Raw genomic sequence first — 23,328 nt, 5'->3', positions numbered from 1 at the left:
ATCATGACCGAGCTCACAGCAGGCCTGCCACTGCCCTCCCCGGACGCACCACTGCGCGAGCAAGCTGGAAAAACCCAGGCAGAGTCACACTCCGGGACCATCGCCAGCCTCTTCGCCGCAGCCAGGCCGACCCAATGGCCGAAGAACCTTCTCCTCTTTGCCGCCCCGGCTGCGGCCGGAGTCCTCACCGAACCCAACGTTGCCGTGCACGCGCTTCTGGCAGCGGTGGCCTTCACTCTTGGCTCGGCGGCAACATACTTCCTCAATGACCTGCGCGACATTGCCGCAGACCGCAGGCACCCCACCAAATGCCACCGACCCTTTGCATCCGGGCGGATCAGCACCAAAGTTGGGTACGTGGCAGCTCTGATCCTGGCAGCTGCAGCATTGATCACGGCGATGACCGTGGGGTGGCTGACGCTCGTTGGCCTGTGCACTTACCTCGTGCTGACCACAACGTATTCTCTCTACCTGAAACGATTCGCCGTCCTTGACATCCTCGTTGTCGCCATGGGCTTCGTCCTGCGTGCGGGGACAGGAGCGCTGGCCACGGGCGTCGCGGTGACTTCCTGGTTTTTGCTGGTCACGTTCTTCGGAGCGCTGTACATCGTCACCGCCAAACGACAGGCTGAACTCCAATCCCAGAACACCGGCATGCAGCCCGCCGGAGTTGCGGGTTCGCTCCTGCCAACCAGCCGCGCCACCTTGTCGCTCTACAGCAAAAGCTGGCTCGAGCAGACACTAACCCTCGCTCTCACCAGTGCGATCATCTGCTATTCGCTCTGGGCCGTCCAATACCCCGGGACTCCTTGGGGATCGGCCCTCATCCAAGTCTCCATCCTGCCGTTCATTGCCACCCTCCTGCGCTACGGCTATCTCTGCTCGCGTGGCGATGGGCAACGCCCTGAACATCTAATGTTCAGCGACGTGTTCCTGGCAGCGGCAGCGATTGCCTGGTTGGCCCCCGCCATGGCAGGAATCTACATGACCGTCGCACGATGAGTGAGTTCCTCGTTCACCGGACCCGCCAGCCCACACAATTGCCCAGCCCGTCGGAGAAGCCATGAAAACCCCCAACCCACAGTCATCGCCAGTCCGCTGTGACAGCCACAATGAATTGGCCTCCACCCACGAGCGCACGATCACCGGGTGGGGACGGACCACCCCCACCCGCGCCCACCTCGACCGTCCCACCTCGGCACACCAGATCCAAGACCTCATCAGCACATCCAGGGGCCCTGTCACCGTCCGTGGAGCTGGCCGCAGCTACGGGGACGCTGCGATCGGGCACCACACCATCGATCTCACAGGCTACGCAACCATTCGGTCCTTCGATCCAGGGACTGGTGTCCTCGTCTCGGACGCCGGCGCAACACTGCAGGCCCTGCATCAGGTATCCATTCCCGAAGGCTGGGCACTTCCAGTGCTCCCTGGCACCTCCCACATCACGGTTGGCGGGGCCATAGCCAGCGATGTCCACGGAAAGAACCACCCACACCAAGGATCCTTCGGTGATCACGTTCTTCAATTGGAACTCATGCTTGCCTCCGGGGACATCCTGCGACTTTCTCCGGATGCCCACCCCGAGGATTTTTGGGCCACGGTCGGTGGAATGGGACTGACCGGCGTCATTGTCTCCGCCACGCTCCAGCTCCAACGGGTGGAAACGTCCTACCTGCGCGTTGTTCGTCGGAAAGCAAGATCGCTGGAAGAGTCCATGGACATCATCACCGCCTCGGCGCAAACCCCCTCCCATGCCGTGGCCTGGATAGACGCAGCCCACCACCAGCTGCGCGGATTGGTCGATGTCAGCACACCTGCGACGTCAGAGATGCTGCCCGCAGGCAGGAAAGGAGAACAACTGGCACCGCACGGCACCACGATGCGCACCATCCACTCCTTCCCCGGACCTGGAATCGTGAACCACCGCAGTGTTGCTGCAGCAAACGCAATGCGCTGGAACCTTCCCGTGAGCGCCAGCGCCAAGATGGTTCACTTCACCACGGCACTTAACCCACTGGACGGGGCGGACTTCTGGCCCGCCGCGTTCGGAAAGCAGGGATTGATCCAATACCAGTTCTCCGTCCCCACCAGCGGCACGAAGACCCTGCGGCATATTCTGGAAAACCTTCAACGCGCCGGAGAAGTCCCTGCCCTTGCCGTACTGAAGCCCTTCGGCGCTTCAGGGAAAGGCCTGCTGTCGTTCCCACAGCCAGGATGGACCCTGGCGCTGGACTTTCCCGCCCGTTCCCCGGGACTGGCAACGGTCCTTTCCCACCTCGACACGGTGGTCGCCAACGCAGGAGGACGGGTCTACCTCAGCAAGGACAGTCGGCTCTCTGCCCGGATGCTTCCCCTGATGTATCCACAACTGCTCCGCTGGCAGGAAGCCAGATCCCGCCTGGACCCAACCCAAAAAATGGGCTCCCTGCTCTCCCAAAGACTCAACCTCCTGGAGTTGCCATCATGACCGCTCACAACCAACCCTTTAAACGCATCATTTTGCTGGGTGGCAGCTCAGAAATAGGGCTCGCCATCGTTGACCAAACCAGCGCACCCCACGCGGCAATCTGTCTCGTGGGACGCTCCAGCAGCAAACAAACAGCCGCCGCCCACCTGCTGCGGGGCAAAGGCCACACCGTCACGGAAGCCACCTACAACACGACAATGACGCTCAACGAAACCCACGATGTCCTCCTGAACGCCCAAAACCTCATTGGCGGCACAACAAGCCCCGTAGATGCAGTGATCATGGCCATCGGAACCATGGGCGAGCCCCAAACACCTGAAACAACCCTCACCACGAACCTTGTGGGACCCGCCCTGCTCATCCGCAGCAGCCAGCGACTCCTGGCCAGCCAAGGCTCCGGGACGCTCATCGTGCTCTCTTCCGCCGCCGCCGTTCGCCCCCGCGAAGCAATCTTGGACTATGCAATCGCAAAACAAGGAATCGACACCCTGGTCCGAACCACCACGGCGTCAATGACAGCCCAAGGAGTCAGGACCCTGCTGGTCAGACCCGGATTCGTGTCCACGCCCATGACCGCGCACCTGACACCACCCCCACTCGCTTCAACGCCACAGGCAACAGGACACCAAGTTGCCCAGGCACTCCGGAGCGGAAAGAGCGTGGTCTGGGTCCCCAAGAAAATGCGCTGGGCGATTCTCCTGCTCAGAATTCTTCCCCGCCCTGTCCTGCCTCCGGCACTGAGATAAAACGGAGACACCGGTCGCAGCCGCCCCTAATATTGGCGCAGAATTCCAGCGAGGCGCCACTGTGGTGGGGCTGCCAACCGGAGCCCCACAACAGCGGTGGACAACGGTCAACGGGGCCATGCAGATTGTGAAGCCGACAGCGAGCTGCGGCCGGAAGGCACATTAGAATGTTGTGTGCTTCGCCACAGGCCGGTATTTCTGCTAAAAACACGCCCGGTTGCGGTGCGTGTGCGGCCATAATTCCAGCGGGAAGCTTGCAGGCAAGCGGAAGTGCACTGCGGCTCCAGACCCAACGCCATTGCACTCGGAGGGGTGTCCGCGGCAACGAGCATTGCGGGAAAACAGCTTGTTTATGAGAGAAACAGGCCTTTTTCGCCACCAGTTGGATTTGTTCAAGAGTCCGGGTGGGCAATCATGAACACATGACCACTCAGAAGAAAACAGCTAAAAAATTCTCCCTGCCAGTACTTGCAGGAGCCTCCTTGGTGATGCTGGGCCTCTCCTTGGCCGGCTGCTCCACGGATGCCCCGGCCCCCGCCGCGGAATCCTCGAGCGCCGCCTCAGCAACCCAAGAAGTCACTGCCACGGAAACTGCCACGGAGGGCGCTGTCACCGCACCCGTCGCCACGCCGGCCGAGGCCAGCAAAAAGGCCACGAGTGCCCCGGCCGGCAGGCAGGTCACCCTGCAGGTGAAAGGTGCCAAGAGTGACGGCCTCGTCAAGGCATTGGTCATCACCGCCGATGGCAAGGAAAGCGGCGGCGAGATGAAGACGGAGAAGCTGCCGTTCAGCCAGGAGCTCACCGTGCCGACGGATTCCGTCTTCACCAAGATTCTGGTGCTGGGCAAGTACCCGTCCGGTGGCACCGGAGAAATCTCCTGCTCCATCAGCATTGACGGCCAGGAAGTTGCCAGCCAGACGTCCACCAGCCACAAGCCTGCAGAGTGCTTGTTTGTCGAAAAGAACTCCAAGTAACTCAAGAGTTCCAAGCAAGACGGTGCCTCCCATTGCCGGCTGCTCAGTTTTCCATGCCCCTAGCCAAGCTCCATGGCGGGTGCAGGGAAATATTCTTTGACACCCACACGCTGCGGCCATAAGTTCAATGCATAGCACTCCTGCCGAGCCAAAGGCTGGCATCATCGCATACGCATCGGGCCACTACCCCTGGCCCTCTGTGCGCTGATGGTCTCAGGACTGACTGCGTGCGCCTCCGAAATACGGCAACCGCTGGCTGACTCGGCGGAGGCCACAACCACGCAGACGGCCACCGGAACTTCGGCAGGAAGTTCCGCCAACGGTGCCGGGAACCAGCCTCCTCCCGTCGCCGGGGCCCAACCTCCAATCATGGGAGGTGCTGGCCCCGCGATGGTGGATCAGGGGAGACTGGTGGCGCGGGAGAGACTGGCGTGGCGGCGACGACGCAGCGGCCGCCATCAACCGCCTCGATGGGAACGGCTTTGAGAGCCTCTGGTATTTGTGGGTGGCCGACGGCGCCAACGCCGTGCAGGTGAAATACCCGATTGCGCAGCTCAGCCGCTGCGGCACTGTGGTGGATTCCGTGGTCGCAGGGAAGGGCGGCGTCACCGTGACCCAACGGCTGCGCGTCTCCGGCGAGGACGACAAGGTGCCATATTCGGGTGCGGGCAGCGGCCTGCAGGCGCGCACCATCACCGTTAAGGCTGTGGACGGGGAGCTGTAGCCTGTGCAAACAGCGCCGGTGCCTGCCTGGGGCGGCATCTGCCCGGGTCTCCAATGCTCGACCCCAACACGGTCCTGATCAACCTCTACTCGGCGCCGTCAATGGACTCCGCCCAGGCTGCCTCAGCCAATGCGGATGGTGCCCTGTTTTGGCTCAACGAGGCCCCGCTGATGCAACGCGAGGGCTGGGACTTTATCGGCTTCATCCAGTCCGCGGTGGACGTGGGGGATATCAAGCTCCAGTGCGGGTGGGCAGTGCACGAGTGAGGATCCTCAGCCTGTCAGCTCGTCAAGTTCAACGCCTGTCAGGACCGTGGCAGGGTGCGGTCCGGCAGCCACCAGTGCCTGGGCCCAGCCTTCGGGCCATGCACCGTTCTTGCCCACCAGGATGATGTTTCCGGGGTAGCGGCGGGTGAAAAGCATGGTGGTGCCATAGGCGGCCACCTGTTCCATGGCCGCCTGCAGCGCCTGCGTTTGGCTTGTCACTAGCGTGAAGCCCGGCTCGTCGCCCACGTTGACCGCCAGGATTCCCTCCGGTGCCAGCACTGCTGCCGCTTCGCGGTAAAAGTCTGCGCACGCAAGGTGGGCAGGGGCGTCGGGTCCGCTGAAAATGTCCAGAATGACGACGTCGAACTTCAGCCCGGAGGGCAGTGCGGCCAGCTCTTCACGGGCGTCGCCCACGTGGGTGGAGAGCTCCGTCCCTTCCGGCAGGGGAAGCTTGTCCAGGACAAAGTCCAGCAGTTCGCGTTCCAGTTCTACGGCGTGCTGCACGGAACCGGGCCGGGTGGCTTGGATGTACCGGGCCAGGGTCAGCGCGCCGGCGCCCAGATGCAGCGCCGCGACGGGCTCGCCGGGGGACTTGAGCAAGTCCACGGCATTGGCGATCCGGCGCAGGTATTCGTAAAAGACGTCCTGCGGTTCGGCGAGGTTCACCTGCGATTGCTCGGCGCCGTCGATGCTCAGGACGAAGGCGTGCTCATGCCAGGGGTCCGGGTCGATCGTGGCATGGACGCCGCTGGTGCGCAGGAAGCGGCTGGCCGCCACTAGAGCTTGTCCCGCAGCGTGGCGAGGCGTTCGGCAGCCATCTCCAGCAGCGGGACCTGCTTGCAGAAGGCGAAACGGAGCAGCGAACGGGTGCGTTGTGCCCCCTCAGGGTGGCAAAACACCGGGACCGGAATGGCTGCCACGCCGATCAGTTCCGGCAAGCGGCGGGCCAGCGCCGTGGCGTCGGTGATACCGAGGCCCTGCGTGTCCGCGTTGATGAAATACGTTCCCTGGGGCAGGTACACCTCGAAGCCCGCGGCGCGCAGGCCCTCGCCAAGGATGTCGCGCTTGCGGGCAAGCGTCGCGGCAGCATCGGTGAAGAACTCCTGGTCCATGCGCAGCCCGGCGGCGATGGCGCCTTGGAACGGGGTGCCGGAGGAATAGCTCAGGAACTGTTTGACGGTGCGAGCCGCGGCGACCAGTTCCGTCGGGCCGGACAGCCAACCGATCTTCCAGCCGGTGAAGGAGAACGTCTTGCCGGCCGAGGAAATGGTGAGCGTGCGCTCGGCGGCTCCCGGCAGCGTGGCCACGGGTATGTGCCGGGGACCAAACGTCAGGTGCTCGTAGACCTCATCGGTGAGGATGACGGCGTCGTACCTGATGGCCAGGCGCACCACCTCGCGCAGCACTTCCGCCGGGAACATGGCGCCGGTGGGGTTGTGCGGATTGTTGACGATGACCATTTTGGTGCGCTGGCTGAAGCTTTTTTCCAGTGTGGCCAGGTCCGGCATGAAGTCGGGGGCAAGGAGCGCGGCGGTGGTGTGGCGGGCTCCGCTGAGGCCGATCATGGCGCCGTAGGAATCGTAGAACGGCTCGAAGGTCAGGACTTCGTCGCCCGGGCCGGTCAGGGCCAGGACCGTGGCGGCAATGGCCTCGGTGGCGCCGGTGGTAATGATGATTTCGGTGTCCGGGTCGGGGGCGAGACCGTAAAAGCGGTCCTGATGCTCAGACACGGCACGGCGCAGATCGAGGAGGCCCTTGCCGGGGGCGTACTGGTTGTCACCGCGGGCGATGGCGTCCTGGGCGAGGCGGCTCAGCTCTGCCGGTCCGTCTTCGTCAGGAAAGCCCTGGCCTAGGTTGATGGCGCCGTGCCGGTTGGCCAGGGTGGTGATTTCCTCAAAGATGGTCACGCCCAGGGAGCCGTCCGGGCCCAGCAGGTTGGCCCCTTGTGCGGTGCGTTGCCAGGGCGTGCTCATGAGTGCTCCTATGTTTCCTGCGGCGCAGTTGTGCCCGGACCGGGGACGGTGTGGGCTGCCGGGGCCGCGGTTGGCGCGGATTGGCGGCCGGTGAAATGGTCCATGCTGTTGTATACCTTGAACACGTTACCGGCCACGGCATCCCACACCCTAGTGGGCAGGACCCCGCGCAGTCCCATGGCCAGCTTGGCCGTCCACGGTGTCAGTTTGATTGGCGTTCCGGCGAGCATGGCCTGCCACGCCCGCTCCACGGCAGTATCGGGGCTCATGATGGGAGTCAGCAGCGGCCCCTTGACCCCTTCAAACATGCCTGTGCTGATGTAACTGGGGCAGAAAGTGGTGACTTTCACCGGGGAGCCGTGGCGCTCAAGCTCAAGGCGCAGGGAGTCGCCCCACCCGATGACGGCCCACTTGGACGCCGCATAGACGCTCATGTTGGGGTTGGCCAGTGTGCCGGCGGCCGAGGCAATGTTCAGGATGCGCTGGTCCGTGCCCTTGTGCATCATGGCGGGCAGGAATTCCGCCGCGACGTACATGGGCGCCAGCGCATTGATGTTCATGACGGTGCGGGTGTGGCGTTCGGAGTCGTGCTCCCAAAACGGGCCGCTCTTCACGATGCCGGCATTGTTGATGAGAACGTCCGGGGCGGCGATGCCGTGCTCGTCCCGGAGGGCGGCGGCCGCAGCCTGAATGGCGGCCAGCTCCGAGAGGTCCACCCGCTGTTCCACCGCCTTGGCGCCGTGTCCGCGGACTTCACGGCCGACGTCGTGCATGGAAACCGCATCCACATCCCAGAGCACCACCGTGGAGGCACCTTCGCTGGCCGCGCGCAGGGCGTAGAGGCGCCCCATGCCCATGCCGGCACCTGTGACGAGGACGGTTTTGCCCTGGACGGAAAACTTTGGGTTCATGGCGATTCTCCTTTTAGTCTGCTACTGGCCAGTAGAGCACAGATCACGGCCAACATGGGTCTAAACAGTGGCAACGGGGCGGGGAAGTCGGCTAGATTCGTCAGTATGCGACGCGCCGTATGCCCCGGATCCTTTGACCCCATCCACAAGGGCCACATTGAAGTGATTGCCCGAGCGGCTGCACTTTTCGACGAAGTGATTGTGGCGGTCTCCACGAACTACTCCAAGAACTACCGCTTCACGCTCAATGAGCGCCTGGAGCTGGCGAAGACCACGTTCTCGGCCCTGTCGGGCATTGTGGTTGAGCCGATGGGGGAGGGACTGCTGTCCGATTTCTGCCATGCGCGCGGCGCCTCGGCCATTGTGAAGGGGCTGCGTTCCTCCTCCGACTTTGACTACGAACTGCCCATGGCCACCATGAACCGGCAGCTCTCCGGCGTCGAGACGGTGTTCCTGCCCGGGGACAGCCGCTACCTGCACCTCTCCTCCACGCTCATCAAGGAAATCCACACCCTGGGCGGGGACGTGGCCGACTTTGTCCCGCGCGCTGTGCTGCGCCGGCTCCAAGGCGACGTGGGCCCGGACACCCGGCCCGTCACCATTGTGCAGAAGAGGCACTAGCTCGGCTGGCGTGTTCCCTGGTTTCCATTGATTCGCGTGCCGTGCGCAATTCTCCTCACTTGTCCGCACCACTCATTGTGAGCTGAACGGACAAGCACTTCTCCGAGCAATCGGGACTGAATTCTACGGATAAGTGGAGTCCCCAGCTTTCATGGCACACGGATGGGTCCATTCCGGGATGAAAGCGACTCGTCGGAAGATTGTTGCGAATTTGTGTGGTCAAAGCTGCCGGCACGGGCTATTTTTGAGAAACACGGTCAATGTCGACCGAATGGATGTCCGGGAACGGACTGAACGAAGGACTCGGCATGAAAAGTCCGGCTTTTCTCAGCATTCTCGTTTGCACGGCATTGGTTGCATCACTTGCAGGTTGCGTTCCGGGTTCCACCAACGCCATGGACCCTCCCTCGTCATCCAATGCGGACTCCTCATCCGGAGCCGTTGGTGAACCTCCGGTGGCAACAACGAATGCTCCCGAGCCATCCGACACGGCTACGCCTACACCTACACCTACGGCTACGCCTACACCTACACCTACGCCGTTGCCGCCCACCTGGGAGCAAACAGCGGCCGAAGTCGGGACGGGAGTGGCCCGGATTTCAAACACCTTGTGTGCAGGCGCCAGCACGACTGGTACCGGATTTCTCGTAGCCGAGAACTTCATCGTCACCGCAGCCCACGTGGTGCGGGGGGCAACGGCACTGGCCGTGCTTGTGAACGGACAAGTTACCTCGGCGTCCGTGGTGGCACGCGACGATCAGCAGGACATCGCCCTTATCAAGACCGGTGGCCCGATCGACGGTCACATGTTCAAGTTTTCCGACGGCGACCCGACCATGGGAGTGGATGTGGCTGCCTTCGGATACCCCTGGGGTCAGCCCATCGGGATGACGAAAGGCACGATCAGTGGCGCAGACCGGCATTTCAGCACCGAGTTCGGGGACCTTGGGCATCTGTTGCAAACGGACGCTTCCGTCAACCCGGGCAACAGCGGAGGGCCCCTCACCGCACTTGACGGGACTGTTGTTGGAGTGGTCAGCGCCAAGTTCCGGCCCGGCAGCGGAGAAATCGCCGAAAACATGGGGTACGCCGTGGCGGCGTCCGCGGTGCAGCCCCAGATTGACGCGTGGTTGGACAGCAGCTCGGTGTTGAAACCTGCGAAGTGCGGTGATCAATATGAGGACGGATCGGGATCCTTTCCAATGATCAACAATTCTGATGCACCGGAGGCCAACGATGTTGCCCAGATGCTTTACGCCCACGGGCAAGCCATCAACCGCAGAGCCTACGAAGCTGCGTTTGCCGATTTCACAGCCGAAACCAAGGGGCAATTTGGCGGCGCGGACGCCTGGAGCGAGGGTATGAAATCATCCTATTGGTCCCAACTGACTCTTCAAGAGATCAACAGCGGGGAGGGTGTCGTGACCGCCTCAATCGTCCAGCAAACAAGCCAGAGCGCGGAACACGGTGTCAACGGGCAGACCTGCTCGGACTGGTCGATGGTGTATGACGTTGTCTTTGCAGAGGGGAAGTGGTTGATCAGCCGAGTGATCTCAACGGACCCCGGAGGAGTCCCTGCCTCATGCAGCTAACGCAACGCTGGCCGGCTCAATGGCCGGTGGCAGCGAAAGCCAGCCAGCCGGCGTCGGACATCCAGACAAGCGCTTGAGATTCACATCACGCGCCACGCGGGCTGGCCAGTTCGCGTCAAGGGGTGATGCTGTCGTAGACTGGATAAGGCCGATTTGGTCCAGCACCGCACATTTTGATGCCCGTGAGCTTTCGGGCTAAGATGGTGCGTCGGTCATATGTTTTTACAGGAGTTCTCATTAGCGAAACCACGTTGGGCAACAAGTCCAACCATGGCACGCCCCTCACCGTTGGTGTCAGGGAGCTTGGGCGTAGCCCGGGCAACATGTGGAAATTCAACGAACATGTACCCGTGCCGGAAGATTTTGGCACTCCGCTCATTGGTGTGACGCCCGGATCCATTTTGGATTTGGAACTCCGTTTTGAGGCCGTCCATGAAGGAATTCTTGTGTCGGGCAATGTGCTTGTCGATGTGACAGGCCAATGCTCCCGCTGCTTGGAGACCTTCGAGGATGAACTTGAAGTCGATGTGCAAGAACTTTTCTTCTACGAGGAACCGTCCGCGGAACACCTTGCTGAAGAGGAAGACGAGCAACGTTGGGTCGAGCACGATTCTATCGATCTTGAACCGGTGTTGCGGGACGCAGTGGTAACCGCCCTGCCGTTCCAGCCGGTGTGCCGGGAAGACTGTGAGGGTCTGTGTTCCGAATGCGGAATTCTCCTTGCAGATGAGCCGGGGCACCATCACGAGGTTGTAGATCCTCGGTGGGCTGCCCTACAGGGCTTTACCGGCGAAGAAAACTAGCAAAAAGTTTTACTTTCGGGCATGAGCCCTTGAGTTATCGAGAGAAAAGAGTTTGCCGTGGCTGTCCCGAAGCGGAAGATGTCCCGTGCCAATACGCGCGCACGCCGTTCCCAGTGGAAGGCCACCGCGCCTGCTCTGGTGAAGACCATTGAAAACGGCCAGGTTGTCTACAGCCTGCCGCACCAGGCAAAGGTCGTCACCGACTCAGCCGGCACCGCACTGTTCTTGGAATACAAGGGCCGTAAGGTTGCCGACGTCTAAGACGTCCGGGCGGCCAACAGGTCCGTTCGTTTAGTGGTTTATAAAATATTGCAGGAGTGCCATGTCCGCTGACCTTCCCTCACCGGAACTCACGGACGGACACAAACTGCTGCTGAAGCGTCTCGGTGTCGATATTGATGCCGGGACGCTTCGTCTTGCCCTGACGCATAGGTCCTACGCCTATGAAAACGGCGGGCTGCCCACCAATGAACGCCTTGAGTTCCTCGGCGACTCCATTTTGGGATTCTCCGTTACCGACGCGTTGTACCGTGACAATCCGTTGCTGCCCGAGGGCGATTTGGCCAAGCGGCGCTCCGCCGTGGTTTCCACCCGAGCCTTGGCCAGCATTGGCCGTGGGCTTGGTGTGGGCGAATTCATCTATCTCGGCCAAGGGGAGCGGCTCACCAAGGGCCGCAACAAGTCCTCCATCCTGGCCGACACCATGGAGGCCCTCATCGGGGCGACCTACATCTCCCACGGCATTGAAGTGGCACGCGAACTGGTCATGCGCCTTGTGGGACCGCTGCTGGCCGACGCCGCCGTGCTGGGTGCCGGCACGGACTGGAAAACAAACATCCAGGAGATTTCCTCCGCCCGCCGCCTCGGGGCCATCTCGTACGAAATCACCGGCTCGGGCCCCGACCACGACCGCAGCTTTGAAGCCCAGCTGATCATCGGCGGACACCTCTATGGAACCGGCACAGGCCCCTCCAAAAAGGAAGCCGAACGTACCGCAGCAGCAGGTGCCTGGCTTGAACTGCAGGAACACTTCGGCGAGGAATCCGGGGCCGGCGAAGTGTCCGCCCCCTCCGGCTCGGCCGCTACCGGGAAGTAATGCCCGAGCTTCCCGAAGTCGAGGTTGTCCGCCGCGGCCTTGAACGCTGGATCGCCGGGCGGCGGATCGAAGACGTCTCCGTGGTGGACCCGCGCTCCATCCGCCGCCATGCACTGGGCGTTGAGGACTTCTGCGGAAACCTGGTGGGTGCCACGGTTCTGGATGTGGTCCGGCGCGGAAAATTTCTGTGGATGCCGCTCAGTGATGATCCCACCAGTACTTCGGCCCCGCACGTCGCTCTCATGGCCCATCTGGGCATGAGCGGCCAGCTTCTGGTGGAATCCCCGGAACAGCCCCATGAAAGGCACCTCAAGGTCCGTTTCAGCTTTTCCGCCCGTGACGATGCACCGCAGGAGCTGCGCTTCGTCGACCAGCGAATCTTCGGCGGCTTGTTCGTCACCTCCCTTATTCCGACGCCGGACGGGGGCCCGGGCGGGTGCGGCACCGGCACGGCGGGGAGCGCGGGCGCTGAGGGCAGCGATGCGGCCTTGGCGTTGATCCCCGACGCTGCTGCGCACATTGGGCGGGACCCCCTTGACCCATATTTTTCGTTGGAAGCACTGCACCAGAAACTTCGGGCCCGCAAGACCGGCCTCAAGCGTGCCTTGCTCGACCAAGCCCTCGTGTCCGGAATTGGCAACATCTATGCCGACGAGGCGTTGTGGCTGGCCAAGATGCATTACGCACGTCCCACCGACACATTGCGGCGTCCAGACACCGAACGGATCATCGCCGCAGCGCGCGAAGTGATGTCACGGGCCTTGGATGCCGGCGGCACCAGTTTTGATTCGTTGTATGTCAATGTCAACGGCGCCTCCGGGTACTTTGCCCGTTCGCTGAATGCTTACGGCCGTGAAGGGGAACCCTGCCTGCGCTGTGCGGAGCTGGGCCTTGCCAGCCTGATTCGCCGAGACTCGTTCATGGGCCGGTCCTCCTACAGCTGCCCCGTCTGCCAGCCGAAGCCGCGCAACGCCCGGCTCTAGTACGCACGACTCCTGCACAGTTTCTTCCAGCACTGGGTCGGCCCACTATGCCACGTTGTCATCGAGTTCTGACTGGAGCTGCGAGATGCCTGGGTGCACTGATGCAGATGCTGCTGCAGTCAGTAGCGGTGCCGCTGCTCACTCTATCAACCATGAATGGCCCAGCAATGTCCTCACGGAGCAGCCTGCTGCGCTGCCAGATAGGCTTTCATGATCCGAGCCTTGAGCAGCTCCGGGCTGTTGAGGTGCTTCCACTTGACGCGGATGATCCTCCAGCCCTCCTCGATGAGGGCATTTTCCCGCTCACGCTCTTCCAACAGCGCTTGTTCGGTGGTTTGAGCCTGGTCGAAATATTTCGTGTCCCCGTCGAATTCTAGAATCAGCCGGAACGCCCGCCACGCAAAATCCACGCGGTACCTGCCGCTGCTGGTCTCGATCGTGACTTGAAGTTCCGGCTGCTCAATGGGGAGTTCGGCGATCATCAGCCGAGTTCTGGTTTCACCCGCCGATTCGGACAATGCGTTGAGGGCGTTGACGACACGCCGGGCACGCTTGATGCCACGGCAGCCGTGGAACAAGGGAAGGAGGTTCTCGAGGACCACGAGATCCAGTCCGGCATGCAATGCGGAATCACCGATGACGGCTGCCTGCTCAAACGTGGTTGTCATGGCACATTGCAATACGGTTCGTGGCAGCGCGGTGAACTTGGCCAAACCAGTCCCCGGGATGAACCGTTGAACAATGTCCTGGGCCTCAACGGTTGCAAAGTGCATGGCGACATCCTGTGACGTCCTTGATGGAGCACCTCGGTAGGGCGCACTAACATGAATGAGCCTGGAACTGTTCCAGACTTGCAGCTTGTGCAAGCGGGCCGCACTGACATGGGAGTACACGTATTGGCCATTGGTGGCAAGGATATGCCCCGAAAGCACCAGCTTGTCCTTGTCCCATGGCTTGCGGTCTCTCCACTGGTTCATCGGAAGGTACACACCCCGTCGCAACCGGTACAGCAGGCCAAACTGCAAGCCGGCCTTGATGGTCCTGGAGTCCAGACCGGCACCGGCAAGCTGTCCGGTGGTGGCCACCACCCGTTCGCAGGGCCAGCACCGTTCGAATAATTGGAGTGCAGTTTGTTTGTCCATGGCATAGATTCTGGGAAATATCGCCCCAGCGAACAAGCGACAAACCGGTTTTCCTGCGAATCTGTGGACAAGAAACGCCAGGAACCGCATACAGGCGAGAGCGACTTCGAACCGGAGCTCCGTATATCCCGGACGTAGCCAAGCACTTCGCCGCTCCGGTCAGAACTCGTAGAAACCGGAGCGGCGCGGGCTCACGGTCCTGCACATCGAACAACGGGGTGTCAGCCCTGGTAGTACTCCGCCAAGCGAGCCAGCCCCTCGTCCAGGCTCACGGCTGGTTTCCAGTCCAGCACGGACTGGGTTTGCCGCTGGTCGAACCAGTGTGCCGTGGAAAGCTGCTCGGCCAGGAAGCGGGTCATGGGCGGCTCGTCGTGCACCCAGCCACGCGTGCCCGCAGCAGTCCAGACCTTTTCGATCACGGTGCCTGCGCCGCGGGCCAGCCAGCCGGGAACCGAATATGCCGGTGCGGGGACACCGGCTGCGGCGCAAATGCCGGCAATGAGCTCACCCACCGGGCGCGGCTCGCCGTTGGTCACCACCAGCGCCTGGCCGTGGGCGTAGTCCATGCGCTCAAGCCCGCGCACAATCGCCTCGGCCGCATTGTCAACATAAGTGGTGTCGATCAGGGCGCGGCCGCCGTCGAGCAGAGGGAGCCTGCCCGCGCGTGCGCGTTCGACGACGCGCTCCACCAGTTGGGTGTCGCCCGGTCCCCAGACCACGTGGGGACGGATGGCGGCGACCCGGAAGGCGGGGGAGTCCTGGGCCAGCGCAATTTCCTCGGCCGCGGCCTTGGACCGGGCGTAGAAACCGCGGGCAAGGTAGGGACTGGCGGCCCCGGCTCCCGCCCCGACAATCGATGCGCCCAAGTGGGCCACCGAGGGGGAGGAGACAAACACAAAGTCGCGCACTCCTGCACGCCGTGCGGCGGCAAGGAGCTGGCGGGTCCCCACGATGTTCGTGGCCACAAAATCATTCCACTCACCAGTGAAGGAGACCTTGGCGGCCAGGTGGATGACGGCGTCGACGCCGTGCACTGCCCGTGCAGCAACGTCGGGATCGGCCACCGAACCCTGCATGGAGTCCCACTCCTGCTCCACGGCACGGCGCTGCAGTGTCAGCACCGAATGGCCGCGGTCGTGCAACAGCTGGGCCACGGCTTTGCCGAGCAGGCCGCTGGCACCCGTGACGAGAACCCGGCGCCCAGCACCTTCGGGCTCTGCGCCTTCGGGCTCTGCGCCTTCGGGCACTGCGCCGGTGGGCATTGCACCCGTGGGCACTGGTTCGTGTGGGCCGCTCATGGGCGGCCCGGCTTCCCGCCGGACAGCAGGCGCGACGCCCACCGGGACAGCTTGGCCCGGTCGATCTTGGAATTGTGGCGCACATCAACGGGCATGGCATCAATGACCACCACGGCTGCCAGCGGCAACCCGGCGTCCTTGGCGGCAGTGCGAACGTCGGCAGCCAGCGAAGCTGGTGCCAAACCGGCGCGTTTTACCGGCGGAACCGTCTGAACAATGGCAACGGCTGCCTGCGTTCCCGCCGGTCCGACGCCCACCACTGCGGCCCGGGCCACGGCCCCCAGCAGCTCAATGGACTGCTCGGCGGCAACAGGGGTGCGGACGCCCTCGGCGGTGCACAAAATATGTTCCAGCCTGCCCTCGACCCAGAGCCGGCCGTCGGCATCCAGGTGGCCAATGTCCCCGCTGCGGTGCCAGCCGGGGATCGAAGTGCTGTGCTGTTCGGTGATCCACAGCCTGTCGTAGCGTTCCTTCACGTGCGGGGCTCGCACAAGGATTTCACCGCTGACCCCGGCCTCGGTGGTTGGCACGGGACGGACGGCGCCGTCGCTCTCGATCGGGGCTATCGCCACGGTGGCCCCGCTGACGGGCGTGCCCACGCACACCCCGTTTCCGGCGCCGGCGGCGCTGATCCCTGCCAGATCGATGTCCGTCACCGGCAGCGCCTCGGTCATGCCGTACGGCGTATGCAGGGCGGCGTTGGGCGCCAGCTCCTGCACCTTGTGCAGCAATTGTTCGGCCAGCGGCGCACCGGCTGACAGGACAAGTCCGACGTCGGCCAGCGCCTGGTGCTGGGCCGGTGAAAGTTCCGCGGCGGTCGCCACCACGTTGACAAGGGCGGCGGGGGAGGCAAACACCACCGTGGCGTCTATGGCAAGGGCAGCGTTGGCCAGGGCCTGGGCGGTGAGGGTGCTCGGAGCCGTGACGTCCATGCCGGGGGTGACAGTGGTGGCGCCCAGTGCAGGGCCCAGCAGCGCGAACGGTGCGAAGCCTGCCACGAGGGCCGTGCCGGCCTCCAGGGAATAGGTGGCCTTGAGTGTGTCGCGCATGGCGGCCAGCCGGCGGTGCGTGTAGACAACGCCCTTCGCCGGGCCGGTGGAGCCGGAGGTGAAAAGCACGGCTGCGTCGGCGTCGGCGTCGGCGTCGGGCGGGGTGAAGGCGGGGAGGGTGTCGGCCAGGCGCATGACCCGGCCGTTGGCCATGAGCTGCGGGACGGTCGCCGCGGCGTTGAGGAGCTTCTTGCGCGTGTTGGCCGTTGTTTGGGGGAAGTCCTCGGCGGCAATTTTGATGCCGGGCCAGTTGTATAGGCGGGCTCCGGCCAGGGCCTTGTCGATGCCAATCAGGTAGCTGGGGCCGGCGCCCTTGATGGCACGTCCCAGGCCACGGGTGCCCAGGCCGGCGTCTGCCACCACGATCACGGCGCCCAAACGCAGGCACGCGTAGATCAGTGTGGTCAGATTGATGCCTGGGGGCACCAAGAGGCTCACCCGGTCCCCGGGCTGGACGCCAAAGTCGCGCAGGCCTGCGGCGAGGTCGTCGACGTCACGGGCCAACTGGGCCCAGCTCAGCTTCCACGTGGCGTCGGCAGTGCCACCCGGCAGCATGTCCACCACGGCAACGGAGGTGTCCGCACGGCGGGCATCCAGTTCGGCCAACATGGAAACGTACGGTGCCGCAGCTTCGGTGTTCGAGCTTGCTGAACCCGTCGAGGCCCGTGCGGCTTGATCAGCGGGGGCGGACTGCGCCAAGACGTTGCGGGCCGGAACGTTGCGCGCCAAGACGTTGCGGGCCAGCCACGCGAAGGTGGGCACGGCGATGTCGCGGTCTTCCTGGACCAAGTGGCTGGCGCCTTCAAAACGGTGCACATCGGCCTGGGGCATGCGCGTGAGCAGGTCGCGCAGGTACCTGTCGGAAAACACGGGATCCTTGGGGCCCCAGAACATGAGCGCCGGAACATCCAGTGCGCAGATGCCGGTGGACACGGCGTCCAAGGCAGCCCAGGAAGGGTGCGACTCCGTGGCGGGAATGTCGGCCACAAAGTTGCCCACACCGGCCCGGCGCGCGGCACTTGCGTAAGGTGCCATGAACGCCGCACGGACGTCGTCGCCCAAGCCGGGCTGGGCCAGACTGTGCGTCACGGACAAAAAGGCGGGGGTCGCCGTCGTGCCCCAGGAATGCACGGCGGGGTGCAGGGCAAGCTTCAAAGCCGGCGGCAGCGAGAAACCGGCGGGGTGGACGGCGGTGTTGGTCAGCACCACACCGGCCAACAGTTCACGGTGGCGGACGGCCCAGCCGAGGGAGATGATGCCGCCCCAGTCGTGGCCCACGCTGACCACGGGGCCACTGAGTTCCAGGGCGTCGCCGAGGTCGCCCAGATCGGTGATGCGGTCCTCCAGCCGACGGAAGGTGCCGGTGCGTTCGGAGAAGCCCATGTCCAGCTGGTCCACGGCAATCACTCGCCAGGGGCCGCCGGCGGCGAGGGTGGCCGGGGAGGTGGCCTCAGCGAGCAGGGTGCGCCACAAGTAGCTCCACGTCGGGTTGCCGTGCACGCAGTACAAGGTGCCGACGGGCTCCATGCCGGTGGCGGCGACGTCGTCCGCGTTGTCCAGCAGGTGCCACTGGCGGCGGGTGCCGGGGGCATCAACGGCGGCGGTGGAGGGGACCGAGAGCATGCGGCGCCAGTGCGCCTTGACGCCGGGCCACGGATCGGGAAGTTCAGTTGCGGGCAAGGTGGCGCCTACCACTGAATCTCCATCATCGTCGTGTTGAGTCCGGAGCCCACGCCCATGCACAGCACGCGGTCGCCAGTGGAAAGGCTTTGGGATTCCTGCGCCAGGGTCATGGGCAGCGAGGCCGGGCCCACATTGCCCCACTTGGGGAACGTCATGGGCACCTTGGAACGGACAAGGTTCACGGCCTTGATGATGGCATTCGTGTAGGAATTGGAAACCTGGTGGGTGACGTAACGGTCCATGGAACGCCAGTCCCAGCCGTCTCCGTGGGCTTCGTGCCAGGCGTCGGTGACAAGTTTCAGGCCGTTGTCCAGCAGGCCCTTGGTGTCGGTGAACATGCCGTCGGGGCCGCCCACGCACAATTCGTGGTGCTGGGTGCCTGCGCGCGAGACGCCGCCGAGGATGCGGTGGCCGGCCGGGTGCAGGTCCGCCCGGCCAATGACGGCCGCGGCCGCCCCGGAGCCCAGCGTCAAGGTGGCAAACTCGCGCAGGTAGTCGTCGCGGGTGGACGTCTCGGCGTTCAGCCGCTCGAAAGTGGTTTCCTGGGTGGCCTGCGCATCTTCGCCGGCCACGATGAGGGCATACTGGATCTGGCCAGAATCAATCATGTTGGCGGCCAGGGTCATGCCGTTGACAAAGCCCAGGCAGGCGTTGGCCACGTCAAAGTTCATGGCCGAGGACGGCAGCCCCAGACCGTTGTGGACTTTCACGGCCACCGAGGGTTCCAAGTTGCGGCGGGTCACCGAGGTGTTGATGAGCAGGCCCACCTGGGAGGCGTCGATGCCGGATTCGGCCAGCGCCTTGGCGCCTGCCTCGATGGCAGCGTCGTCAAAGTCGGTCCCCGGCGCCCACCAGCGTCGTTCCTCCACACCGGCCACACGCTCAAGCAGGCGCTTGGACAGGCGCAACCGTTTCAGGCTGGGGGCCAGGCGCGTGTCAAAGTCACTTGACTTGACTACAACTGGCGCCTCAACGCAGGCAACGGAGAGCAAGGCGGTGTTGTGGTGTCGAAACGTGGCATTGCCGATCAAGTTCCAGCCTTTTTCTTGAGATACATGCGGTGTTACATGCGGTGTAATGTGGCACCGGAAAACCAGTGAGGCCGAGCTGATTGCGTAAAGACTGCGGCGGCATGGCTCGCGCAGGCGGTCGTGGTTCAATGCGGCCCACCCTTAACTATGCACCTTTGCGCGTGTTCACGCACATACGCGATGATGCATACACGCAGTGTCCACCCACGCCCGCCCGGGTGTGCCGAGCCAATTCGCGGTAGATTGGCTTTTGAGAAGCAGCCCGGCGCAGGAGAAGAAAACAGTTTGCATTTAAAAAGTCTTTCCGTGCGCGGGTTCAAGTCCTTCGCCTCGGCCACCACTTTCGACTTTGAGCCGGGCGTGACGGCCGTTGTCGGCCCCAACGGCTCGGGCAAGTCGAATGTTGTGGACGCCCTGGCCTGGGTCATGGGCGAACAAGGCGCCAAAACGCTGCGCGGGGGCAAGATGGAAGACGTCATCTTTGCCGGGACCTCCGGACGCCCGCCGCTGGGACGCGCCCATGTGGCACTGACCATAGACAACGCCGACGGCGCCCTGCCGATCGATTACGCCGAAGTCACCATTTCGCGCACCTTGTTCCGGGCCGGGGGCTCCGAGTACGCCATCAACGGCACCGCCTGCCGGCTCCTTGACATCCAGGAGCTGCTCTCCGATTCCGGCCTGGGCCGGGAAATGCACGTCATTGTGGGCCAGGGCCAGCTGGACAAGATCCTGCACGCCACGCCCGAGGACCGGCGCGGTTTCATCGAAGAAGCCGCCGGTATCCTCAAACACCGCCGCCGCAAGGAAAAAACGTTGCGCAAGCTCGAGGCCATGTCAGCCAACCTGGCCCGGCTCAGCGACCTCACCGGAGAGATCCGCCGCCAGCTGACCCCGCTGGGAAAACAAGCAGCCGTGGCCCGGCGCGCCCAAAGCGTGCAATTCGACCTGCGGGACGCCAAGGCCCGGCTGTTGGCCGACGACCTTGTGCAGCTGCGCACCACCGTGGAGAAGGACGCCGCCGACGAGCTGGCCCTGAAGACCCGCCGCCAGGACGTGGAGAAGCGCCTGCTCACCAACCGGGCGCAGCAAGGCAGCCTTGAACAGCAGGCCGCCGCAGCCGCGCCCGTGCTCAATGCCGCCCGGGACAATTGGTACCAGCTGTGCGCCACCCGCGACCAGCTGCGCTCCCTCGGCACGCTGGCCGCCGAACGCCAGCGCCACCTGGACAGCCCCGACGCCGTTCCGGACCCCAGCCGCGACCCCGACAAACTGGCCGAACAGGCCTCCTTGCTGCGCAGCGAAGAGACCGAGCTGGACCTCGCCCTGGAGGAACGCCGCTACGGGCTCGAGGCGGCCATGGAAATCAAGGACGACGCCGAGACGGCCGTCCGCACCGAGGAGCAGCGGGTGCGCGAGCTGCTGCGCGCCATGGCGGACCGGCGCGAGTCGCTGGCCCGCCTGGCCGGCAAGGTGTCCGCCGCCCGCAGCCGGGTGGAGTCGGCCGAAGCCGAAATAGGCCGACTGCACCACAACAAGGCCGACGGCACCGCGCGCCACAGCGCCGCCACCGAGGAATTTGCTGCCCTGGAATCCCAGGTGGCCGGCGTGGAAGCGGGGGAGGAGCGCCTGGACGCCGACTACGAAACCGCCGCAGCAGCCCTCGCGGAGATCGACGAGCAGATCAAGGCAGGCAACGCCGCACAGCTCGCAGCCGACCGCGAACGCGATTCCCTCACCGCCCGCCGGGACGCTCTCGCCGTGGGCCTGTTGCGCAAGGACGCCAGCACCCACCTGCTCGCTGCCCGCCCCGACGGCGTCATGGCGTCCATGGCTGAACTGCTGCACGTGGTCCCCGGCCACGAAACCGCCATCGCCGCAGCGCTTGACTCCATCGCGGAAGGCGTGGCTGTCAGCGACGCGGCGGCGGCCGTGCAGGCCCTTGAACTGATCAAGGCGGACGACGGCGGACGCGTCACCCTGGTGCTGGCCGCCCGCAGTGCGGCGGCCGACGGCACTGCGCCGGCTTTAGGCACTGCGCCTGCTGACCACACTGTGCCGGCCGACGGTGCCGGCGACAACAAACGCAACCCTTTGGCGGGCACAGCGCAAGCCGCCGCTGCCGCGGTGGGCGGTGCCGCCGTCGGACGTGCCCAGGTTTCCGGTCCGGCGGAACTGGAACCGGCCCTTGATGCGCTGCTCGACGCCGTGGTGCTGGTGCCCGACTTTGCCGCGGCGCACGCCGTGTTGGCCCACGATGCCCGGTTGACGGCGGTGACGGCGCAGGGGGATGTGGTGACGGCGTCGTATTTGAAGGGCGGTTCGGCCACGGCACCTTCCACGCTGGAGCTGCAGGCCTCCGTCGATGAGACGCAGGAGCGGTTGCGGGCGGCGACGGCGCGGGGGGAGCAGGCGCGGTTTGCGCTGTCCGGGCTGCGGACGCGTCGGGAGGACCTGGCGCAGGCGGAGGCCGGGGCCCTGGCCCAGCTGCACGAATCCGATGCACGCATGGCCGCCGTCGCCGAACGTCTGGGCATGCTTGGGGCGACGCTGCGCTCGGCAGCCGGCGAATCCCAGCGCCATGGGCAGGCCCTGCAGACGGCCGCAGAAAACCTGGCCCGCGAACAGCAGGCATTGGAGGAGATCGCCGCACGGCTGGCTGCTGCCCAGGAGGCGCCGACCGATGCCGAGCCGTCCATGGACGAGCGCGACGCCCTCGCTGCAGCCGCCTCCGCCGCACGCGCCGTGGAGCTGGAAACACGTCTGGCCCTGCGCAGCGCCGAGGAATCGCTGAACACCGTGCGGAACCGTGCAGCCGCACTGGAACGTGCCGCTGCCACGGAGCGCATGGCCCGCGAACAAGCCGCGCAACGGGCCAATCGGCGTCGTTTCCAGGCACGGAAGGCCGCTGCCGTTGCCGAAGCCACCGAGCACATTGCCGGCTTTGTTGCCGCATCAATCGAGCTGGCCGAGCACGTGCGCGACGACGCGGAGGACCAGCGGGCGGCACGCGAGGTGGAGCTGATGGCCGTGCGCGCAGCCATCCTGGAGGATGAAAAGGAGCTGTCCACGCTGACCGATTCAGTCCACAAGGACGAGTTGGCCCGCGCCACCGCGCGACAGCGCATTGAAACCCTTGAAAACAAGTCCATTGAGGAACTCGGGCTCAGCGTGGACCACCTCGTCAACGAGTACGGCCCCGAAACGCTGGTCCCGCCGAGCCCGGGGGAGGCCCCCGACAAGTGGGCGGCGCTGCACGTGGAAGTGGACGAATCCGGCGCCGAAGTCCCCGCAGGCGTCCCGTTTGTGCGGGTGGAGCAGGAGAAGCGGCTCAAGCGTGCAGAACGCGACTTGGCGGCCCTGGGCAAGGTCAACCCGCTGGCCCTGGAGGAGTTTGCCGCCCTTGAGGAACGCCACCAATTCCTCGCCTCGCAGCTGGAGGACCTGAAATCCAGCCGCAGGGACCTGATGGACATCATCAAGGAAGTGGATGCGCGCGTGGACGAAGTCTTCACCTCCGCCTTCGCCGACACGGCCGTGCAATTTGAGCGCGTCTTTGGCCGGCTCTTCCCCGGCGGGGAGGGCAGGCTGGTGTTGACGGACCCGGAGGACATGCTCACCAGCGGCATCGAGATCGAGGCCCGGCCGGCGGGCAAGAAGATCAAGCGCCTGTCCCTGCTCTCCGGCGGGGAGCGCTCGCTGACCGCCGTGGCGCTGCTGGTGGCCATCTTCAAGGCGCGGCCGTCGCCGTTCTACGTCATGGACGAGGTGGAGGCGGCCCTCGACGACACGAACCTGGGCCGGCTCATCAGCATTTTCGACGAACTGCGCGAATCCAGCCAGCTCATCATCATCACCCACCAAAAGCGCACCATGGACATTGCCGACGCCCTGTACGGCGTCTCCATGAGGGGCGACGGCGTCTCGACCGTCATCAGCCAGCGGATGGACCGTGCGGGGTAGCCT

The 23,328-nt window shown here is 64.4% G+C and carries 20 protein-coding genes; 13 read left to right on the top strand and 7 right to left on the bottom strand.

What is annotated here, in order from left to right; genetic code table 11:
• Nucleotides 1–3: 3 nt before the first annotated feature.
• The 6 genes from QMG25_RS11390 to QMG25_RS11365 all read left to right on the top strand — a co-directional run bounded on the left by QMG25_RS11390 (nucleotide 4) and on the right by QMG25_RS11365 (nucleotide 5,180).
• Nucleotides 4–1,002: a decaprenyl-phosphate phosphoribosyltransferase gene (locus QMG25_RS11390; RefSeq protein ID WP_283460324.1), complete on the top strand. Its 999-nt coding sequence runs from the start codon at nucleotides 4–6 to the stop codon at nucleotides 1,000–1,002.
• A gap of 61 nt (nucleotides 1,003–1,063) precedes the next feature.
• A complete protein-coding gene (locus QMG25_RS11385; protein WP_283460322.1) occupies nucleotides 1,064–2,470 on the top strand; it encodes an FAD-binding oxidoreductase in 1,407 nt (468 codons plus the stop codon).
• Nucleotides 2,467–3,216: an SDR family NAD(P)-dependent oxidoreductase gene (locus QMG25_RS11380; RefSeq protein WP_283460319.1), complete on the top strand. Its 750-nt coding sequence runs from the start codon at nucleotides 2,467–2,469 to the stop codon at nucleotides 3,214–3,216. The genes QMG25_RS11385 and QMG25_RS11380 overlap by 4 nt, the downstream gene beginning before the upstream one ends.
• 422 nt (nucleotides 3,217–3,638) lie before the next feature.
• Nucleotides 3,639–4,190, top strand: coding sequence for a hypothetical protein (locus QMG25_RS11375; protein WP_283460317.1), 552 nt, complete (start codon nucleotides 3,639–3,641; stop codon nucleotides 4,188–4,190).
• A gap of 322 nt (nucleotides 4,191–4,512) precedes the next feature.
• A complete protein-coding gene (locus tag QMG25_RS11370) occupies nucleotides 4,513–4,914 on the top strand; it encodes a hypothetical protein (RefSeq protein WP_283460316.1) in 402 nt (133 codons plus the stop codon).
• A gap of 53 nt (nucleotides 4,915–4,967) precedes the next feature.
• Nucleotides 4,968–5,180, top strand: coding sequence for a hypothetical protein (locus QMG25_RS11365; RefSeq protein WP_283460314.1), 213 nt, complete (start codon nucleotides 4,968–4,970; stop codon nucleotides 5,178–5,180).
• 6 nt (nucleotides 5,181–5,186) lie between these two features.
• On the opposite strand, the gene QMG25_RS11360 is transcribed toward QMG25_RS11365, so the two are convergent.
• From QMG25_RS11360 to QMG25_RS11350, 3 genes are read right to left on the bottom strand one after another with little or no spacing between them, the layout of a single operon-like run.
• Nucleotides 5,187–5,957, bottom strand: a complete 771-nt coding sequence (locus QMG25_RS11360) for a spermidine synthase (protein WP_283460312.1) — start codon at nucleotides 5,955–5,957, stop codon at nucleotides 5,187–5,189.
• A complete protein-coding gene (locus QMG25_RS11355) occupies nucleotides 5,957–7,153 on the bottom strand; it encodes an aminotransferase class I/II-fold pyridoxal phosphate-dependent enzyme (protein WP_283460310.1) in 1,197 nt (398 codons plus the stop codon). Before QMG25_RS11355 ends, QMG25_RS11360 begins: the two co-directional genes overlap by 1 nt.
• A gap of 8 nt (nucleotides 7,154–7,161) precedes the next feature.
• Nucleotides 7,162–8,064 (bottom strand): SDR family NAD(P)-dependent oxidoreductase, encoded by a 903-nt coding sequence (locus QMG25_RS11350; RefSeq protein ID WP_283460308.1) that lies wholly within the window; start codon nucleotides 8,062–8,064, stop codon nucleotides 7,162–7,164.
• A 105-nt stretch (nucleotides 8,065–8,169) separates the two neighbouring features.
• On the opposite strand from QMG25_RS11350, the gene coaD reads away from it, so the two are divergent.
• The 6 genes from coaD to mutM all read left to right on the top strand — a co-directional run bounded on the left by coaD (nucleotide 8,170) and on the right by mutM (nucleotide 13,159).
• The gene (gene coaD, locus QMG25_RS11345) at nucleotides 8,170–8,685 is read left to right on the top strand and encodes a pantetheine-phosphate adenylyltransferase (protein ID WP_283460306.1); all 516 of its coding nucleotides are present in this window, start codon (nucleotides 8,170–8,172) and stop codon (nucleotides 8,683–8,685) included.
• A 542-nt stretch (nucleotides 8,686–9,227) separates the two neighbouring features.
• Nucleotides 9,228–10,277, top strand: coding sequence for a S1C family serine protease (locus QMG25_RS11340; protein WP_283460304.1), 1,050 nt, complete (start codon nucleotides 9,228–9,230; stop codon nucleotides 10,275–10,277).
• Nucleotides 10,278–10,600: 323 nt separating this feature from the next.
• Nucleotides 10,601–11,080: a YceD family protein gene (locus tag QMG25_RS11335; RefSeq protein ID WP_283460302.1), complete on the top strand. Its 480-nt coding sequence runs from the start codon at nucleotides 10,601–10,603 to the stop codon at nucleotides 11,078–11,080.
• 57 nt (nucleotides 11,081–11,137) lie between these two features.
• Nucleotides 11,138–11,341, top strand: coding sequence for a 50S ribosomal protein L32 (gene rpmF / locus QMG25_RS11330; RefSeq protein ID WP_044579357.1), 204 nt, complete (start codon nucleotides 11,138–11,140; stop codon nucleotides 11,339–11,341).
• A 61-nt stretch (nucleotides 11,342–11,402) separates the two neighbouring features.
• The gene (rnc, locus tag QMG25_RS11325) at nucleotides 11,403–12,176 is read left to right on the top strand and encodes a ribonuclease III (RefSeq protein ID WP_283460295.1); all 774 of its coding nucleotides are present in this window, start codon (nucleotides 11,403–11,405) and stop codon (nucleotides 12,174–12,176) included.
• Nucleotides 12,176–13,159 (top strand): bifunctional DNA-formamidopyrimidine glycosylase/DNA-(apurinic or apyrimidinic site) lyase, encoded by a 984-nt coding sequence (mutM, locus tag QMG25_RS11320; RefSeq protein WP_283460293.1) that lies wholly within the window; start codon nucleotides 12,176–12,178, stop codon nucleotides 13,157–13,159. Before rnc ends, mutM begins: the two co-directional genes overlap by 1 nt.
• A 173-nt stretch (nucleotides 13,160–13,332) precedes the next feature.
• Here mutM and QMG25_RS11315 read toward each other — a convergent pair whose 3' ends face one another.
• The 4 genes from QMG25_RS11315 to QMG25_RS11300 all read right to left on the bottom strand — a co-directional run bounded on the left by QMG25_RS11315 (nucleotide 13,333) and on the right by QMG25_RS11300 (nucleotide 19,362).
• A complete protein-coding gene (locus QMG25_RS11315; RefSeq protein ID WP_283460291.1) occupies nucleotides 13,333–14,301 on the bottom strand; it encodes a type IV toxin-antitoxin system AbiEi family antitoxin domain-containing protein in 969 nt (322 codons plus the stop codon).
• A gap of 221 nt (nucleotides 14,302–14,522) precedes the next feature.
• Nucleotides 14,523–15,599, bottom strand: coding sequence for an NAD-dependent epimerase/dehydratase family protein (locus tag QMG25_RS11310; RefSeq protein WP_283460289.1), 1,077 nt, complete (start codon nucleotides 15,597–15,599; stop codon nucleotides 14,523–14,525).
• Nucleotides 15,596–18,271, bottom strand: a complete 2,676-nt coding sequence (locus QMG25_RS11305) for an alpha/beta fold hydrolase (protein ID WP_283460399.1) — start codon at nucleotides 18,269–18,271, stop codon at nucleotides 15,596–15,598. Before QMG25_RS11305 ends, QMG25_RS11310 begins: the two co-directional genes overlap by 4 nt.
• Before the next feature lie 65 nt (nucleotides 18,272–18,336).
• On the bottom strand, nucleotides 18,337–19,362 hold the full coding sequence (locus QMG25_RS11300) for a 3-oxoacyl-ACP synthase III (RefSeq protein ID WP_283460286.1): 1,026 nt from the start codon (nucleotides 19,360–19,362) through the stop codon (nucleotides 18,337–18,339).
• 285 nt (nucleotides 19,363–19,647) lie between these two features.
• Between QMG25_RS11300 and smc the strand changes: the two genes are divergently transcribed.
• On the top strand, nucleotides 19,648–23,325 hold the full coding sequence (gene smc / locus QMG25_RS11295) for a chromosome segregation protein SMC (protein WP_283460284.1): 3,678 nt from the start codon (nucleotides 19,648–19,650) through the stop codon (nucleotides 23,323–23,325).
• Nucleotides 23,326–23,328: the final 3 nt, after the last annotated feature.

The organism is Arthrobacter sp. H35-D1 (genome assembly GCF_030063185.1).
Classification (GTDB): Bacteria; Actinomycetota; Actinomycetes; order Actinomycetales; family Micrococcaceae; genus Specibacter.
The sequence above is the reverse complement of the archived record's forward strand: the minus strand, read 5'-3'. Positions and strand labels throughout refer to the sequence as shown.

Excerpts from the sequence above, each read along its gene's own strand:
- QMG25_RS11375 (WP_283460317.1), top strand. The coding sequence starts at position 3,639 with ATGACCACTCAGAAGAAAACAGCTAAAAAATTCTCCCTGCCAGTACTT.
- coaD (WP_283460306.1), top strand. The coding sequence starts at position 8,170 with ATGCGACGCGCCGTATGCCCCGGATCCTTTGACCCCATCCACAAGGGC.
- QMG25_RS11380 (WP_283460319.1), top strand. The coding sequence starts at position 2,467 with ATGACCGCTCACAACCAACCCTTTAAACGCATCATTTTGCTGGGTGGC.
- QMG25_RS11350 (WP_283460308.1), bottom strand. The coding sequence starts at position 8,064 with ATGAACCCAAAGTTTTCCGTCCAGGGCAAAACCGTCCTCGTCACAGGT.
- QMG25_RS11355 (WP_283460310.1), bottom strand. The coding sequence starts at position 7,153 with ATGAGCACGCCCTGGCAACGCACCGCACAAGGGGCCAACCTGCTGGGC.
- QMG25_RS11335 (WP_283460302.1), top strand. The coding sequence starts at position 10,601 with ATGTGGAAATTCAACGAACATGTACCCGTGCCGGAAGATTTTGGCACT.
- QMG25_RS11385 (WP_283460322.1), top strand. The coding sequence starts at position 1,064 with ATGAAAACCCCCAACCCACAGTCATCGCCAGTCCGCTGTGACAGCCAC.
- QMG25_RS11365 (WP_283460314.1), top strand. The coding sequence starts at position 4,968 with ATGCTCGACCCCAACACGGTCCTGATCAACCTCTACTCGGCGCCGTCA.
- QMG25_RS11390 (WP_283460324.1), top strand. The coding sequence starts at position 4 with ATGACCGAGCTCACAGCAGGCCTGCCACTGCCCTCCCCGGACGCACCA.
- QMG25_RS11315 (WP_283460291.1), bottom strand. The coding sequence starts at position 14,301 with ATGGACAAACAAACTGCACTCCAATTATTCGAACGGTGCTGGCCCTGC.
- QMG25_RS11305 (WP_283460399.1), bottom strand. The coding sequence starts at position 18,271 with ATGCTCTCGGTCCCCTCCACCGCCGCCGTTGATGCCCCCGGCACCCGC.
- QMG25_RS11310 (WP_283460289.1), bottom strand. The coding sequence starts at position 15,599 with ATGAGCGGCCCACACGAACCAGTGCCCACGGGTGCAATGCCCACCGGC.
- mutM (WP_283460293.1), top strand. The coding sequence starts at position 12,176 with ATGCCCGAGCTTCCCGAAGTCGAGGTTGTCCGCCGCGGCCTTGAACGC.
- rnc (WP_283460295.1), top strand. The coding sequence starts at position 11,403 with ATGTCCGCTGACCTTCCCTCACCGGAACTCACGGACGGACACAAACTG.